This is a genomic window from Pseudomonas sp. KUIN-1, assembly GCF_009176725.1.
GTDB classification, from domain to species: Bacteria; Pseudomonadota; Gammaproteobacteria; order Pseudomonadales; family Pseudomonadaceae; genus Aquipseudomonas; species Aquipseudomonas fragariae.
The window spans coordinates 4,901,724-4,916,772 of record NZ_AP020337.1 but is presented as its reverse complement, the minus strand read 5'-3'; the positions used below and the strand labels follow the sequence as shown (position 1 = coordinate 4,916,772).

Annotated in this window: 10 protein-coding genes and 3 pseudogenes; 8 read left to right on the top strand and 5 right to left on the bottom strand. The window is 59.8% G+C overall.

Translation table 11 applies throughout. The features are described from left to right. Positions 1–218 precede the first annotated feature (218 nt). From KUIN1_RS28820 to KUIN1_RS22070, 4 genes and pseudogenes are all read right to left on the bottom strand, one after another. Positions 219–1,007 (bottom strand): methyl-accepting chemotaxis protein, encoded by a 789-nt coding sequence (locus tag KUIN1_RS28820; RefSeq protein ID WP_419178099.1) that lies wholly within the window; start codon positions 1,005–1,007, stop codon positions 219–221. A gap of 69 nt (positions 1,008–1,076) precedes the next feature. Next, positions 1,077–1,844: pseudogene (locus KUIN1_RS28815) on the bottom strand (MCP four helix bundle domain-containing protein); the annotation flags it as partial. A 263-nt stretch (positions 1,845–2,107) separates the two neighbouring features. Next, complete coding sequence (locus KUIN1_RS22075; protein ID WP_024652652.1) at positions 2,108–3,031, bottom strand: proline iminopeptidase-family hydrolase; 924 nt, start codon at positions 3,029–3,031, stop codon at positions 2,108–2,110. 95 nt (positions 3,032–3,126) lie between these two features. Then, complete coding sequence (locus KUIN1_RS22070) at positions 3,127–3,891, bottom strand: LuxR family transcriptional regulator (protein ID WP_003400082.1); 765 nt, start codon at positions 3,889–3,891, stop codon at positions 3,127–3,129. Positions 3,892–4,229: 338 nt separating this feature from the next. On the opposite strand from KUIN1_RS22070, the gene KUIN1_RS22065 reads away from it, so the two are divergent. The 8 genes and pseudogenes from KUIN1_RS22065 to KUIN1_RS28810 all read left to right on the top strand — a co-directional run. Continuing rightward, entirely contained in the window at positions 4,230–5,177 is a 948-nt protein-coding gene (locus KUIN1_RS22065) for an ABC transporter permease (RefSeq protein ID WP_152092304.1), read from the top strand. Continuing rightward, positions 5,174–6,037 carry an ABC transporter permease gene (locus tag KUIN1_RS22060; RefSeq protein WP_152092303.1) on the top strand — a complete coding sequence of 288 codons (864 nt, stop codon included), beginning with the start codon at positions 5,174–5,176 and terminating at the stop codon, positions 6,035–6,037. The genes KUIN1_RS22065 and KUIN1_RS22060 overlap by 4 nt, the downstream gene beginning before the upstream one ends. Next, positions 6,034–7,026 (top strand): ABC transporter ATP-binding protein, encoded by a 993-nt coding sequence (locus KUIN1_RS22055; RefSeq protein WP_024652655.1) that lies wholly within the window; start codon positions 6,034–6,036, stop codon positions 7,024–7,026. Before KUIN1_RS22060 ends, KUIN1_RS22055 begins: the two co-directional genes overlap by 4 nt. Beyond that, the gene (locus tag KUIN1_RS22050; RefSeq protein WP_011268894.1) at positions 7,023–8,003 is read left to right on the top strand and encodes an ABC transporter ATP-binding protein; all 981 of its coding nucleotides are present in this window, start codon (positions 7,023–7,025) and stop codon (positions 8,001–8,003) included. Before KUIN1_RS22055 ends, KUIN1_RS22050 begins: the two co-directional genes overlap by 4 nt. Before the next feature lie 50 nt (positions 8,004–8,053). Further along, positions 8,054–9,568: an ABC transporter substrate-binding protein gene (locus KUIN1_RS22045; protein ID WP_024643152.1), complete on the top strand. Its 1,515-nt coding sequence runs from the start codon at positions 8,054–8,056 to the stop codon at positions 9,566–9,568. 166 nt (positions 9,569–9,734) lie between these two features. Beyond that, positions 9,735–10,913, top strand: a complete 1,179-nt coding sequence (nhaA, locus tag KUIN1_RS22040; RefSeq protein WP_152092302.1) for a Na+/H+ antiporter NhaA — start codon at positions 9,735–9,737, stop codon at positions 10,911–10,913. Between the two features lie 261 nt (positions 10,914–11,174). After that, positions 11,175–12,185, top strand: a pseudogene (locus KUIN1_RS28300) (PAS domain-containing protein); the annotation flags it as partial. Beyond that, a pseudogene (locus KUIN1_RS28810) lies at positions 12,186–12,473 on the top strand (methyl-accepting chemotaxis protein); the annotation flags it as partial. Between the two features lie 91 nt (positions 12,474–12,564). On the opposite strand, the gene katG reads toward KUIN1_RS28810, so the two are convergent. Continuing rightward, positions 12,565–14,835 carry a catalase/peroxidase HPI gene (gene katG / locus KUIN1_RS22025; RefSeq protein ID WP_024640299.1) on the bottom strand — a complete coding sequence of 757 codons (2,271 nt, stop codon included), beginning with the start codon at positions 14,833–14,835 and terminating at the stop codon, positions 12,565–12,567. Positions 14,836–15,049: the final 214 nt, after the last annotated feature.

Here is a 15,049-nt window from a genome sequence, read left to right as displayed (position 1 = left end):
CATAAATAGGCCTTTATGGATCCTATTTCAACTAATGAAGGCAATGCGTCTGAAACGCTGTCAGCAGAGAGGCGCGGCTGACAGGTTTTGAAAGGAGGGGCTGTCGGTAGGAGAAGCCATTGCCGGTTTTTTGCCGAAACTGTACTGACTCCATAAAAGAAGGGCAGCAGACGAATCTGCTGCCCTTCTGTCATGGCCGCTTGGCGTGGAGGCCTGGATTATGTCTTGAAGCGCAGAACCAGATCATTCAGGTTGACCGCCAACTGCGAAAGTTCGGTACTGGCGATCAGGGTCTGCCGGGTGCCTTCGCTGCTCTGCACGGCCAGGTCGCGAATGCTGACCAGGCTTCTGTCGACATCACGCGCTACATGCGCCTGCTGCTCGGAGGCCGCCGCGATCTGCAGGTTACGGTTATTGATCTCGAGTACCGAGTCGGTGATCTGGCGCAGCGATTCGCCGGCATCTTCTGCGGTCTTGCGAGTGATGTGAACTTCCTGAGTGCTCTTGTGCATCGACTCGACGGTGGCGGAAGAGCCGGCCTGAATTGCCGAAATCATCTGCTCGACTTCCTGCGTGGACGTCTGTGTACGATGCGCCAGAGCCCGCACCTCATCGGCGACCACAGCAAAGCCGCGACCCTGTTCGCCGGCACGCGCAGCTTCGATGGCAGCATTGAGTGCCAGCAGGTTGGTCTGTTCGGCAATGCCGCGAATCACGCCCAGCACTTTGCTGATGTCCTGAGCCTGACCGGCCAGCGCAGTAACTTGCGCGGAAGACCCCTCGACCAGGCCTGTCAGGTTTTGCATGGCGGTCAGGGTTTCGTTAACACGCTGGTTACCCAGATCGGCGGAAAGGCTCGACTGTTGGGCGGCCTGCGAAGTCGACGTAGCATTACGAGCGACCTCTTCTACGGCAGCACTCATTTCGTTTACCGCAGTCGCTGCCTGCTCGATTTCGCTGTTCTGTTGCTGCAGAGTGCGGTCGGCGCTTTCGGTGATCGATGTCATCTCGACGGCGGCAGTGCTCAACTGCGCGGACGCGCCGGAAATTTCGTGAATGGTGGTGCGCAGGTTCCCCGACATGGTGTTCAGGGCCGTCATCAAGCGTGATGCTTCATCACTGCCGCTAACGCTCAATTGCCGGGTCAGGTCACCGGCGGCGATGTCTTCCGCCAGTTTCAGCGAGGCGCTGATCGGGTCGACAATGCTGCGTGTCAGGGCAATCGCGAGTACCACGGTAAGCAGGAACGCTGCGATCAGCACAATCATCAACACGTTGACGCTGTGGTCGTAGACTGCAGTGGCATCTTTCCCGGAGACGACCGCTTCTTCAGCATTGTGCCCGCGTAGCGCAGTGAGTTTTTCCTGATAGGCAGCGGCCTTTAGGGCCTGTTCTCCGTTGGCAAGGGAGACCGCTCTTTCGTGATCAGCGCTGTCCAGTGCGACGACCTGTTTCAAGCCGTCAATGTAGACGCCCATCTTGTTATTGGCTTCTTCGAATTGCGCCCGGTCGGCTTCTCCCGACAGCAGGTGTTTTTGATAGAAGTCGCTGTTGGCACGTAGCGCCTCGATCGCTTCCCGTACCTTGGCTTCTGCGCTGGCGTGTACGCTCGGATCGTTGCTGGCAAGCATGCGGATGCTTTCCAGACGGGCGTGAAGCAGGGCGATCTGAATGTCGTCGACGACCTGAACGCTGGGCAGTGAGTTTTCTTCTATGTTCTGTTCGGCTACGCGCAGGTGGCCGATCTGTACGTAGGAGAAGGCTCCCAGACCGATCAACAGCAAGGTAATGACGCCAAAACACAGGGAGGCCCTGCGTGAAATGCTTAACGATCTGAGGTTCATGGTTGCCTCCAGCGGCAAAACAGACGAAGGCGAATACTTTCCTTCCAGTAACTGGTTTTCTGCTGGAAACGAGAGAGCTTTAATGAATGGCGATGAAAGTTATTTCATGAAGTATTCACGTGTCGTTAGGCGACGTTAAGCAACGGTGTGCGTCGAAAAGTTCCAGTCGTACGACCAATAAAGTTAACTTTCGCTATTAGCGTTACTGAAGTATTAACTCTAATGACGTGGCTTCCCGGGGCGGATCAAATGAGGGCTTATGGTTAAGCCGCAAACTCGTTACCCGTAACGACCAGCTTGTCCAGAAAACCTGCGATGCATCCCATACAGGCCATTCGCTCCTCTACATGGGGCATATGACTGGACTCTTCGAAGACAGACCAACTGATGTCGGGGACGTTATCCACATAGGGCTTCACGACCAGCGGTGTGGCTTCGTCGTACTTCCCGGAAATCAGTAAGGCAGGAACATTGATGAGCTCCAGGCGATCAACGATGGTCCAGTCCTTCATCGTGCCGATGACGTGAAACTCGGTAGGACCATTCATGGCGTGGTACACGGTCGGATCGGCGTCAATCGCGTCGAAGGTACGTTTTACCTCTTCCGGCCACGGTGTGATGCGGCAGACATGACGGTCATAGAATGCTCGCGAGGCTTTCAGGTATTCCGGGTCTTTCAATGTTCCCGCCTCTTCGTGCTTGAGCAACGCAGCCTGCACGTCGGCTGGCAGATCCTCGCGCAGCCGGTTGGCCTCGTTTACCCAAGTGAGCATGTCTGCGGGGGAGTTGGCGATGATCAGCGCCTTCAGCCCTGCAGGCTGGCGCACGGCATGCTCTGCCGCCAGCATCCCGCCCCACGACTGGCCCAGCAATGCGTAGTTGTTTTTGATACTCAGGTGCGCAAGCAGATTGTCGAGTTCGCTCAGGAACAGATCGACCGTCCAGAAATCGCGACCCTTATGGGGCAGTCGAGTCGACTTTCCGTTACCCAACTGGTCGTAATGGATAACGGCCCGGCCAGTGCTGGCGATGTCCTTGAACGCATCGACGTAATCGTGCGTACAACCGGGGCCGCCGTGCAGAATGACCAGTGGTGTGCCGGGACCGTGCAGGTCGCCTGTGATGCGATACCACGTCTGATAGTCGCCAAAGGGCGCAAAACCTTCCTTGATCGTCATATCTGCCATGTCGCCGGTCCCTGCTGGATAGTTTGGGGGCACCATAGCGCGGCGTCTTGCGCCTCATAACTATAGAAAATGATAGGTTTTGGCCGATAATCCGGTCAGTGGTCGAGTAAACGGTAGTGAACGGCACGCACCACCGCCTGCACACGGTTTTTTGCCCCCAGCTTCTGCATGGCCGAATTCAGGTGCAAGGTCACCGTAGCGACAGAGCGGTTGAGCTGATCGGCAATCTCCCTGGCCGTCAGGCCCTCGGCAGACCAGCTCAGGCATTCGCGCTCACGCGGGGTCAGCCTGATCGCATTGCATGAGCGTATTTTCTGGTCGAACAGCGGGTAGGCGACCTCCTGAAAGGCGTGAGCGAGCAGGCCAAACTCGGCCAGGCTCTGGCGGGCGTCCTCGAGGGCGACATCGCTGCCGTCCGTACACAGCCCGGTCAGCGTGGCAAAACCGCCCTTGGGCATGTGGATCGGCACCGTTACGCCACAGGTCATGTGTGAGTCATGCAGATAGCGCACCACCGGCTTGTGCATATCCGTGATGAAGGTTTTCAGCACCGTCTCGGCCCTGGGCTGGTATGACCATACGAAGGGCGAGACGCTGGCGACGGCCAGGTGTTGCACCGGATCGATCTGGTAATAGCCCTGACTGCACCAAAGCGCGTGCCAGTCCGCAGGTGTATTGCGCAATGAAAGCAGCGACGGGGTGATCAGTGCTCCATCATGGGACACTGGCACCGGGCTGTAGTCGTAAATCACGGCATCGAATCCGAGATCCGATGCCAGCAGCAGCGCGCAATCCATTTGCTGATCCAGCGTAGATGCAGACTGCAGCCGCGAATTGAAATCCGACAACCTGATATGCATGGCATGACCTCCTTTGTCATTGAGCCGATGTAGGGCTCTAATATAGCAATTAGCAAGGACGGTGCCACGCGTGCGTCCAATCGGCTGCCAGTCCTGTAAAACCTATAAGAATTGCTAGCTGTCTGCGCTCGCCTTGCAGGATAGGGTTGATGCCATGAGCGTCGTCCGCAGAGGTGCAATGCAATGGGCTATGAACACAGGCCGGATGAGCTGAAAACAATCGAAGTCGACGGATGGTCAATGTTCGACTACAACGTTGCTCTGCCCTTTTACGTAGAGGGGGCGGCGGCGTACTTTCCGGTCCTGCTGAATTTTCTGTCACAGCATCGGGGCGTCTGATGAATCTGGGTCGTTATCGTTTTATTCTCCAGCGTCCGCTGCAGCTGCTGCCGGTGCTGTTCGGCATCAGCCTGGTCACCTTCATTCTGGTGCGTTCGATCCCCGGCGATCCGGCGCGCATGCTGCTGGGTTCGCGTTCCACACCACAGGCCCTGGCCAACATCCGCGCCCAGTATGGTCTGGATGAGCCTCTGCGGACACAGTACGTGTATTTCATGAAAAACCTGGTGCAGGGCGATATGGGCAAATCGCTGCTGTACAAGATAGACGTACTCAAGCTGATCAGCACACGGATCGAGCCCACCGTATTTCTGGTGTCGGGCAGCGTTCTGCTGGCGCTGCTGATTGCCGTGCCCCTGGCCACGCTCGCTGCGCGTAACAAAGGCAGTTGGAGCGACAACCTGATCCGCGTCTTTACCACCACCGGGCTGGGCATGCCGGCGTTCTGGCTTGGCATCATGCTGATCCTGATGTTCAGTGTGCAGCTTGGCTGGTTTCCGGTGTCGGGTTACGGCAGCGACTGGCTGGACAAGGTTCATCACCTGGTGCTGCCTTGTCTGACCATTGCGCTGGCCCTGTCTGCGGTGCTGATTCGCAACCTGCGCGCGAGCATGCTTGTGGAGCTGCAAGCCGATCATGTGACGGCGGCCCGGGCGCGTGGCCTCAGTGAAGGTGCGCTGTTTCGGCGCCACGTGTTGCCCAATTCGCTGGTGCCTTCGATCAACCTGCTGGCGGTGAACATCGGCTGGCTGATCAGCGGCACCGTGGTGATCGAGAGTCTGTTTGCGATTCCCGGCATCGGTCAGTTGCTGGTGCGCGGCATCTTCAGTCGCGATTACATGGTGGTGCAGGGGGTGGCCATGGTGCTGGCCTGTGCCACGGTGATCGTGAACTTCCTGGCCGATGTGGCCACGGTGGCCATTGACCCGCGGGTGAATATCAAATGACCGTGGCCCATGCCCATCTTCGTCCGCACTGGCGTTCCCGGCTGCGCCTGCGTTTGCGCAATGGCCGGCTGGCGATGCTGCTGGGCGGCTCTTTATTGGGCGGGTGGCTGATATTGGCGCTGTTTGCGCCATGGCTGGCACCTTACGATCCGATCTACCAGAACACCGAGCTGCGCATGCTCGCGCCGCACCTCGCGCATCCGTTCGGCACCGACAATTTCGGTCGCGACATTCTGTCCAGAGTGATCTGGGCGGCACGCGTCGATCTGCAGATCTGCGTGATCGGGGTGATCTTCCCGTTCATGATCGGGACCTTCGTCGGCGCCTTGTCGGGCTACATCGGCGGACGTTTCGACAACCTGTGCATGCGCGTGATCGACATCGTGCTGGCATTCCCGTTTCTGGTGCTGATGCTGGCGATCATCGCGATTCTCGGGCCAGGCCTGGGCAGCTTCTACATTGCCATGGCACTGGTGGGCTGGGTGTCTTATGCGCGGCTGATCCGCTCACAGGTCCTGGTGCTCAAGGAAAGCGATTTCGCCCTGGCGGCCAAGAGCCTGGGCTTTGGTCACCTGCGTATCCTGTTCCGCCATCTGCTGCCCAACGCGATGTTCGGCTCGATTGTGTTTTCCATGTCTGACGCGGTTCTGGTGCTGCTCAGTGGCGCATCGGTCAGCTACCTGGGCCTGGGTGTGCAACCACCGATGGCGGAGTGGGGGACCATGGTCGCCGAAGGGCAGGCGTTCCTCACTTCTGCGTGGTGGATCTGCACCTTTCCGGGCCTGGCCATCGTGACCTTGGCCATGGGCTTCAGCCTGTTGGCGGACGGCGTCGCCGAAACCCTGGGAGAACGGCAATGAGTACGCCCGTGCTGCAGGTCAGCGAGATGAGCGTGGTGGCGAGCCATCGCGGCCGCGAAGTGACGCTGGTCGACCGGTTGTCGTTCGACCTGCACCAGGGCGAGATCCTCGGGCTGGTCGGTGAAAGCGGCTCTGGCAAGACCATGGCCTGCCGGGCGCTGATGCAATTGATGCCGTCGCCGGATCTGCACGTGCGTGGCGGCTCGGTACGGCTCAATGATGTCGACCTGTTGAAGCTGAGTGCCGCTGGAATGCGTGCCATGCGTGGGCGGCGGATCGGCATGATTTTCCAGAACCCCGCCAGCCATCTGGACCCGCTGATGCGTATCGGCGAGCAGATCGCCGAAGGTGTTCGTCTGCATCAGGGCGCATCGAAGCGTGAAGCCCGGGCGCAGGCGATCGATCTTTTGCGCCAGGTCGGTATTCCCGATCCGGCGTCCCGTGTGGATAACTTCCCCCATGAGTTTTCCGGTGGCATGCGCCAGCGCGCGATGATTGCCGTGGCACTGGGCTGTGGGCCGCAGGTCCTGATTGCCGACGAGCCGACGACTGCGCTGGATGTGACGGTGCAGGCGCAAATCCTGCGTCTGTTGCTGGACCTGCGCGATCGTCACGGGCTGTCGTTGATCATGATCACCCACGATCTCGGCGTGGTGGCGCAAACCTGCGACTCGATTGCGGTGATGTACGCCGGTCGCCTGTGTGAGCACGGCAGCAAGCGCGATGTGCTCGCCCGCGCACGTCATCCTTACACCCACGGTCTGATCGAATGCCAGCCCGCCAGCAGCGCGGGCAGCGAACTGCTACGGACCATTCCCGGCCAGCCGCCCTTGCTCGACGCACTGCCCGGCGGCTGCCGTTTCCATGCCCGCTGCAGTCATGCAGGAGCAGACTGTCCTGACAGGCTACCGCTGATGCGGCCGATGGGCGTTGCCCATGCGGCGGCCTGTCACTACCCGTTGGTGCAATCGCGGGAGGCCGTCTCATGAGCGGCCCAATACTGCTGAACGTCAATGATCTGGTGGTGCGCTTCCCGGCACCCGGCTCGGGTTTCATGGGCCTCAACAAGCGTTGGGTGCATGCCGTCAACGGTGTGTCACTGAGCATTTGCGCGGGTGAAACGCTGGGGCTGGTCGGCGAGTCCGGCAGCGGCAAGAGCACGCTGGGCCGCGCCATTCTGCGCCTGAATGACATTACCTCCGGGCAGATCGTCTTCGATGACGTCGACATGGCCCAGGGCAGCGGTATCAATCTGCAACGCCTGCGCAGCGAAACCGCGATGGTCTTTCAGGACCCGTCCTCTTCGCTCAATCCGCGCATGACCATCGGTGCGACGCTGGCCGAGGTGCTTGCCGTGCAGCGCAAGGTCGCCACTTCCGACATTCCGGCGCGGGTCACCGAGCTGCTCGACATGGTCGGTCTGCGGCCCGAATTTGCCGAACGCAAGCCGGGTGCCTTGAGCGGCGGACAATGTCAGCGTGTCGGTATCGCTCGCGCGCTGGCCATCGAGCCACGGCTGATCATTGCCGACGAATGCGTGGCGGCGCTGGACGTTTCGATTCAGGGGCAGATCATCAACCTGCTGCTGGAGCTGCGCCAGCGCATGAACCTGGCGATTCTGTTCATCGCCCATGACCTGGCCATCGTGCGTCGCCTGTGTGATCGGGTGGCGGTGATGTACCTGGGCAGAATCGTTGAAGAAGGCCCGGTCGAGGATGTCTTTGTTTCGCCGCGCCACCCCTATACCGCGGCGCTGATTCAGGCGATTCCGGAAATCGATCCGGATCGTCCTTTGCTCGGCGAGCCGTTGCAGGGTGAGCCGCCAAGCCCCCTGAATTTGCCCGACGGCTGCGCGTTTCATCCGCGTTGCCGGTTCGCCAGGCCGACCTGCTCCAGCGTCGCGCCACCGACCCGGCATGTCGGCCAGCAGCGCTACGACTGCGTGCTGGAAGCCCCGGTTTTTTGATCTCAACCTGTAACCACATCTGTCCCGACATCGACAAGGAGTTCATGCGTATGAAAGCTCGACCAATGAAAATGCTGACCGTCGCCATGCTGGCGGCCTGTTCCCTGGCGGCGGGCGTGGCCGAAGCTGCGGGCGTGCTGACCATCGGCCGTCGTGAGGATGGCACCACGTTCGACCCGATCAAAAGCGCGCAGAACATCGACAACTGGGTGTTTTCCAACGTCTACGACGTGCTGATCCGCGTAGATGACAAAGGCACCAAGCTGGTACCGGGGCTGGCGGAAAGCTGGTCGATCTCGCCTGACGGGCTGACCTACACGCTCAAGATGCGCCCGGCCAAATTCTCCGATGGCTCGGACCTGACGGCCAGTGACGCGGTGTTCAGCCTGCTGCGAATCCGCGACGACAAGGGTTCGCTGTGGAGCGATTCCTACAAGATTATCGACAAGGCCGTCGCGACAGATCCGCATACGCTGGTGATCACGCTGAAGAATCCTTCGGCCTCGTTCCTCTCGCAACTGGCCCTGCCCAACGTGTCGATTCTCTCCGAGAAAGCCATGAAGAGCATGGGCGAGGAAGCGTATGCCGAGCAGCCTGTCAGCTCTGGCGCATTTACCGTGAAGGAGTGGCGGCGCGGTGACCGGGTGATTCTGGCGAAGAACCCCAACTTCTGGGAGGCGCCGAGCGTGAGCCTGGACGGGGTCGAGTGGATCTCGGTGCCGGACGATAACACCCGCACGCTCATGGTCCAGAAGGGCGAGCTCGATGCTGCGATATGGATACCGTTCTCGCGCATCGCAAATCTGCAGAAGGACCCCGATCTGGTGGTCCATCTCGACCCCTCCACCCGTGAAGATCATCTGCTGATCAACCACGAACATGGCGCATTGGCCAAGCCGGAAGTGCGCCAGGCGCTGGACATGGCCATCGACAAGAAATCGCTGGTCGATGCCGCCACTTTCGGGCTGGGCACCGTGGCCAATTCCTACATTCCCAAAGGCGCGCTGTACCACTACGCCGACAACCTGCAACGTCCTTATGACCCGGTGAAGGCCAGACAGATGCTGGCGGACGCCGGTGCATCGGACCTGAAACTCAATTACGTGGTCAACGCGGGCAACGAGGTCGACGAGCAAATCGCGGTCATGCTGCAACAGCAACTGGCCAAGGTCGGCGTGACCACAACGCTGCAGAAAGTCGACCCGAGCCAGAGCTGGGACATGTTGATTGCCGGTGACTACGACATCTCGGTGATGTACTGGACCAACGACATCCTCGACCCGGACCAGAAGACCACCTTCGTGCTCGGCCACGACACCAACAATAACTACATGACCCGTTACAAGAACGACAAGGTCAAGGAGCTGGTCGCTGCCGCACGGGTCGAGATGGACCCGAAAAAGCGTGAGCAGATGTACATCGACCTGCAGAAAATGGCCAAGGCGGACGTCAACTGGATCGACCTCTACTACAGTCCCTACATCAGCGTGTCGCGCAAGAACATCGAGCACTTCGGCCAGAACCCGCTGGGCCGCTTTACGCTCGAAGAAACGGTCAAGAAGTGACATGAGCAGGGCGCCTGTCTGAACGGCAGGCGCTATTCAGCAACGCTTTCCGATGCCTATTCGGCCGGGAAACGTTAATTTGTATCCTCAGGTTTACCAGGCCTTTGACAGGTTCTGCCGGTGGTAAAATTGCGGCCTTTTTGCGCTGTACCCCCGCGGAGCTGTCATGCACAAACCCACCCCTCTTACCGAATCCCCGAACGCACTGGCGTTCATCACGCGTTTCTTCGCTGCTGAATCCGCTGGCGGGCTGGTGCTGATGGCGGCTGCGCTGGCGGCCCTGATCGTAGCCAACTCACCGCTGGCCGACAGCTACTTCGCCGCGCTGCACGCAGTGTTCGCCGGTTTGTCGGTTTCGCACTGGATCAACGACGGTCTGATGGCGATCTTCTTCATGCTCGTCGGCCTGGAGATCAAGCGCGAGGTGCTCGCCGGTCAGCTTGCCTCCTGGAGCCAGAGAGCCTTGCCGGGCTTTGCGGCGCTTGGCGGCATGCTGGTTCCGGCGCTGATCTACGTGGCCTTCAACTGGGGGCGGCCAGACACCATCGGCGGCTGGGCCATTCCGGCAGCGACCGATATCGCGTTCGCCCTGGGTGTGCTGTCACTGCTGGGCAAGCGCGTGCCGCTGTCGCTTAAGATCTTCCTGTCGGCACTGGCGATTCTCGATGATCTCGGCGCGGTGCTGATCATCGCGCTGTTCTACACCAGCGATCTTTCCATTCCCATGCTGCTCGCAGCGCTGGGCTCCATCGCCGTGCTCTTCGCGCTGAATCGTCTGGGTGTTAAAAAACTGCTGCCTTACCTCATCGTCGGCGCGCTGCTGTGGTTCTTCATGCTCCAGTCCGGTATCCACGCCACCCTCGCGGGCGTCGCGCTGGCGCTGTGCATCCCGTTGGGCAAACCCGATGAGGAGGCCCGCTCGCCGCTGCTGCACCTGGAAGAAAAGCTGCACCCGTGGGTGGCGTTTGCCGTCGTACCGATCTTTGGTTTTGCCAACGCTGGCGTGTCACTGTCGGGCATTACCGCCGACACGCTCGTGGACCCGGTCCCGCTCGGCGTTGCGCTAGGACTGCTGGTCGGCAAACAGGTCGGCATATTCGCCATGGCCGCGCTGGCGATTCGCGCTGGCCTGGCGCGCTTGCCGGATGGCAGCAACTGGGGCCAGCTTTATGGCGTTGCAGCCTTGTGTGGTATCGGCTTCACCATGAGCCTGTTCATTGGCGCACTGGCCTTCCCGGGCGCGCCGGAACTGGTCGATGAGGTCAAGGTGGGCGTGCTGATCGGTTCGGTGTTGTCGGCTGTGCTGGGTGTGGTGGTGTTGCGCAGGTTTGCGCAGCGGGGGTGAAGTTGCAGTAGTCCTTGGCACGATAGTTACAAGATTATCGTTCCTCACGCTCCAGCGTGGGAATGCCGTTCTGGACGCTCCGCGTCCGGGTAGCGGAGTCGGTGGCAGGGCGCAAACCGATCAGCAGGCCGTGAAGTTGATTCTGGATCGGATGTCCATGATCTGATCGCAATCCGACATACAGAAACCTCACGGCATGTCGATAAAGAAGTGACATGCCAGGGACTCGGCAAATCCGACTTTATTTTGAGAGCCCACAGCATGCTTCACCTGTTCAGCCCCCGTCGCGACAAAAAGGCCCTTCAGCAACTTATTTCCTCGCTCAAGGGCGGCACTGAGCCCGCGGTAGGGGGATGTGCTGAAAAAAGTGCGGTACTGGAATGCTGGAGCTCGCTGAGCACCCAGCGTCGCCTCGACGAGCAACGTATTGCCGCGCTTGAGCAAGAACTGGAAACCGCCCGCCATCTGTTGGGCGAAGCCTCTGCCTCGGCTGCCGCTTATGAAACCCGCTTTGATCTGGTCAACCGTGCGTCAAGTGAAGGCCTCTGGGACATGGAGGTGGTCGCGGGCGATCCGGTCAACCCGAACAATCGATTCTGGTGGTCGCAGCAACTACGCAAGCTTCTCGGTTTCAATGACGAGCGGGACTTCCCCAACGTACTGGCGAGCTGGGCAGACCGGCTTCATCCTCAAGATAAACAAGCCTCGCTGGACGCATTTGCCAAACACCTGAATGACCGTTCCGGCAACACGCCGTATCGGATCAAGAATCGTCTGGCGATGAAGGACGGCACCTACCGCTGGTTCTATGCCCAGGGCGAAACATTAAGGGATGCGCGCGGAACGCCGCTGCGGGTCGCCGGTTCTCTTCGGGATATTCACGATGAGCTTGAGCGTGATCTTGAACACGATGTGATCATTACTCGCTTCGAACTCGCTCGGGAGATGCTCTCCGACGGTCTTTGGGACATGGAAGTCATTGCCGGTGCCCCGGTCAATGCGCGCAATCCTTTCTGGTGGTCCCCCCAGTTCAGGCGCCTGCTGGGTTTTGAAACGGTCGAAGAGTTTCCTGACGTACTGGATAGCTGGGCGTCACGGCTGCACCCTGAAGACAAGGAGCGCAGTCTGACGGCATTCGGTGCGCACTTGAATGACCGGACTGGCAAGACGCCGTTCGATATCGAGTACCGCCTGAAGATGAAAACCGGCGAGTACCGCTGGTTCCGTGCGCGCGGCCAGACTCGGCGCAATCCCGAAGGTGTTCCGCTGAGGGTGGTCGGTGCGTTGGTGGATGTGCATTTGAAACATGAGCAGGACGCTCTTCGCGATACCGAAGCACAGCATCAGAAAAACCTGGAAGAGAACATCGCTCAACTGACCCAGATAGTTGGCACTATCCAGAGCATTGCCAGCCAGACCAACCTTCTGGCGCTCAATGCGGCAATCGAGGCTGCGCGCGCCGGTGAGGCAGGGCGGGGCTTTGCGGTTGTGGCGGATGAAGTCCGCAAGCTGGCGACCAGAACGACCGAAGCGACGGAGCAGGCGGCAAGCATGATGAGCCGCTGATAAAACCAGCGTTCGCTGGTTGATAGCGGCAAAAAAAAACGCCTCCGCAAGGGAGGCGTTTTTTCAACTCAGCACATCAGATACATCAGGCCAGGTCGAAGCGGTCCAGGTTCATCACCTTGGTCCAGACTGCCACGAAGTCGTTGACGAACTTCTCGTGTGCATCCGAGCTGCCATACACTTCGGAAATCGCACGCAGTTGAGCATGCGAGCCGAAGACCAGATCGACACGGGTGCCGGTCCATTTCACTGCGCCAGTCTTGCGGTCACGGGCTTCGAACGTATCGGTGCCACCCGCAGTCGCTTTCCACTCCACGCCCATGTCCAGCAGGTTCTTGAAGAAGTCGTTGGTCAGGGTGCCCGGCTGATCAGTGAAGACGCCATGCTTGCTCTGTCCGACGTTGATGTTCAAGACCCGCAGGCCGCCCAGCAGCACAGTCATCTCCGGTGCCGTCAGGGTCAGCAGTTGCGCCTTGTCGACCAGCAACGATTCTGCCGAGACCTTGTAATGCCCCTTCTGGTAATTGCGGAAACCATCAGCGATCGGCTCGAGGAAGCTGAACGACTCAACATCGGTCTGCTCCTGAGACGCATCGGCACGGCCCGGTGCGAACGGAACGGTGACGTGCTGGCCTGCATTTTTTGCAGCCTGCTCGACACCTGCGTTACCGGCCAGGACGATCAGGTCGGCGATTGAAACCTTCTTGCCGCCCGACTGAGCTGCGTTGAATTCGCTCTGAATACCTTCAAGGGTCTTCAGCACGCCTGCCAGTTGCTCAGGCTGGTTGACTGCCCAATCCTTCTGCGGAGCCAGACGCAGACGGCCGCCGTTGGCACCACCGCGCTTGTCCGAGCCACGGAAGGTAGAAGCTGCCGCCCAGGCCGTCGACACCAGCTGCGAGACCGAAAGGCCCGAAGCGAGAATCTTGGCCTTGAGTGTGGCCACATCCTGATCATCCACCAACGCATGATCAACGCTTGGAATCGGGTCTTGCCACAGCAGCTCTTCGGCCGGTGTTTCCGGGCCGAGGTAGCGGGCAAGCGGGCCCATGTCACGGTGAGTCAGCTTGAACCAGGCGCGGGCGAACGCGTCGGCCAGTTGCTCAGGGTTGTTCAGGAAGCGACGGGAGATCTGCTCGTAAGCCGGATCGAAGCGCAGCGCCAGGTCAGAGGTCAGCATGCTTGGTGCATGACGCTTGGATGGATCGTGGGCATCCGGAATCTTGCCGGCGCCTGCGCCGTTCTTCGGCGTCCATTGATGCGCGCCTGCCGGGCTCTTGGTCAGTTCCCATTCGAAGCCAAAGAGGTTTTCGAGGTACTCGTTGCTCCATTTGGTTGGCGTCGAAGTCCAGGTCACTTCCAGGCCGCTGGTAATGGTGTCGCCACCCTTGCCGCTGCCGAATTTGTTTCTCCAGCCAAGACCCTGTTCTTCCAGGCCGGCCGCTTCAGGCTCCGGACCAACGTTGTCGGCAGGGCCGGCACCGTGGGTCTTGCCGAAGGCGTGGCCACCGGCGATCAGCGCCACGGTCTCTTCGTCATTCATCGCCATGCGACCGAAGGTTTCACGGATATCCCTTGCCGAAGCAACCGGGTCCGGCACACCTTCAGGGCCTTCAGGGTTCACGTAGATCAAGCCCATCTGCACGGCGGCAAGCGGGTTTTCCAGATTGCGTTCGCCACTGGCGGTACGGCTTTCTTCGTTGGCGTGATTCTCCGGCTCGGCCACCAGCGTGCCGTCGCCCGGTTGCTGCATTTTCTTCTGCGCGCCGTAGCGTTCTTCACCACCCAGCCAGGTGGTCTCGGAACCCCAGTACACGTCCTCTTCCGGTTCCCAGACATCCGCGCGACCACCGGAGAAACCGAAGGTCTTGAAGCCCATGGATTCGAGCGCGACGTTACCGGTCAGCACGATCAGGTCAGCCCAGGAGATCTTGCGGCCGTACTTCTGCTTGACCGGCCAGATGAGGCGGCGAGCCTTGTCCAGGCTGACGTTGTCGGGCCAACTGTTGAGCGGCGCAAAACGTTGCTGACCGGCACCTGCACCGCCACGACCATCGCCTGTCCGGTAAGTACCGGCGCTGTGCCAGGCCATACGGATGAACAGCGGGCCATAGTGGCCGAAGTCTGCCGGCCACCAGTCCTGGGACTGGGTCATGACGTTACGCAGGTCCTGTTTGACCGCTTCGATGTCAAGGCTCTTGAACTCCTTGGCATAGTCGAAATTCTCGCCCATCGGGTCGGAGAGCGTGGAATGCTGATGCAGAATTTTCAGGTTCAGCTGCTTGGGCCACCAGTCACGGTTGGTGGTGCCGCCGCCGGCAGCGTGGTTGAAGGGGCATTTCGATTCAGTTGACATGCTTGATACACCTTTTTGTCATTTGCATCCGGCCATCCAGTCCACTCGTGGGACCTCAGACAATGATGACGGAACTCAACAGCACTGGGTTCATGCCGGCCGCTCGGTGAACGATCAGGCCAGCCCTACAGATACGCGGCACAGCGATCGTCAGATTGCTGCGAGCCGAGCCCACAACGTGCATAGCAGACTTGAGCTCATTGTTATCTCCTTA

Coding starts and splice junctions, on each gene's coding strand:
- KUIN1_RS22065 (WP_152092304.1), top strand. CDS start 4,230: ATGAATCTGGGTCGTTATCGTTTTATTCTCCAGCGTCCGCTGCAGCTG.
- KUIN1_RS28820 (WP_419178099.1), bottom strand. CDS start 1,007: ATGACATCGATCACCGAAAGCGCCGACCGCACTCTGCAGCAACAGAAC.
- KUIN1_RS22070 (WP_003400082.1), bottom strand. CDS start 3,891: ATGCATATCAGGTTGTCGGATTTCAATTCGCGGCTGCAGTCTGCATCT.
- KUIN1_RS22060 (WP_152092303.1), top strand. CDS start 5,174: ATGACCGTGGCCCATGCCCATCTTCGTCCGCACTGGCGTTCCCGGCTG.
- KUIN1_RS22050 (WP_011268894.1), top strand. CDS start 7,023: ATGAGCGGCCCAATACTGCTGAACGTCAATGATCTGGTGGTGCGCTTC.
- katG (WP_024640299.1), bottom strand. CDS start 14,835: ATGTCAACTGAATCGAAATGCCCCTTCAACCACGCTGCCGGCGGCGGC.
- KUIN1_RS22055 (WP_024652655.1), top strand. CDS start 6,034: ATGAGTACGCCCGTGCTGCAGGTCAGCGAGATGAGCGTGGTGGCGAGC.
- nhaA (WP_152092302.1), top strand. CDS start 9,735: ATGCACAAACCCACCCCTCTTACCGAATCCCCGAACGCACTGGCGTTC.
- KUIN1_RS22075 (WP_024652652.1), bottom strand. CDS start 3,031: ATGGCAGATATGACGATCAAGGAAGGTTTTGCGCCCTTTGGCGACTAT.
- KUIN1_RS22045 (WP_024643152.1), top strand. CDS start 8,054: ATGAAAGCTCGACCAATGAAAATGCTGACCGTCGCCATGCTGGCGGCC.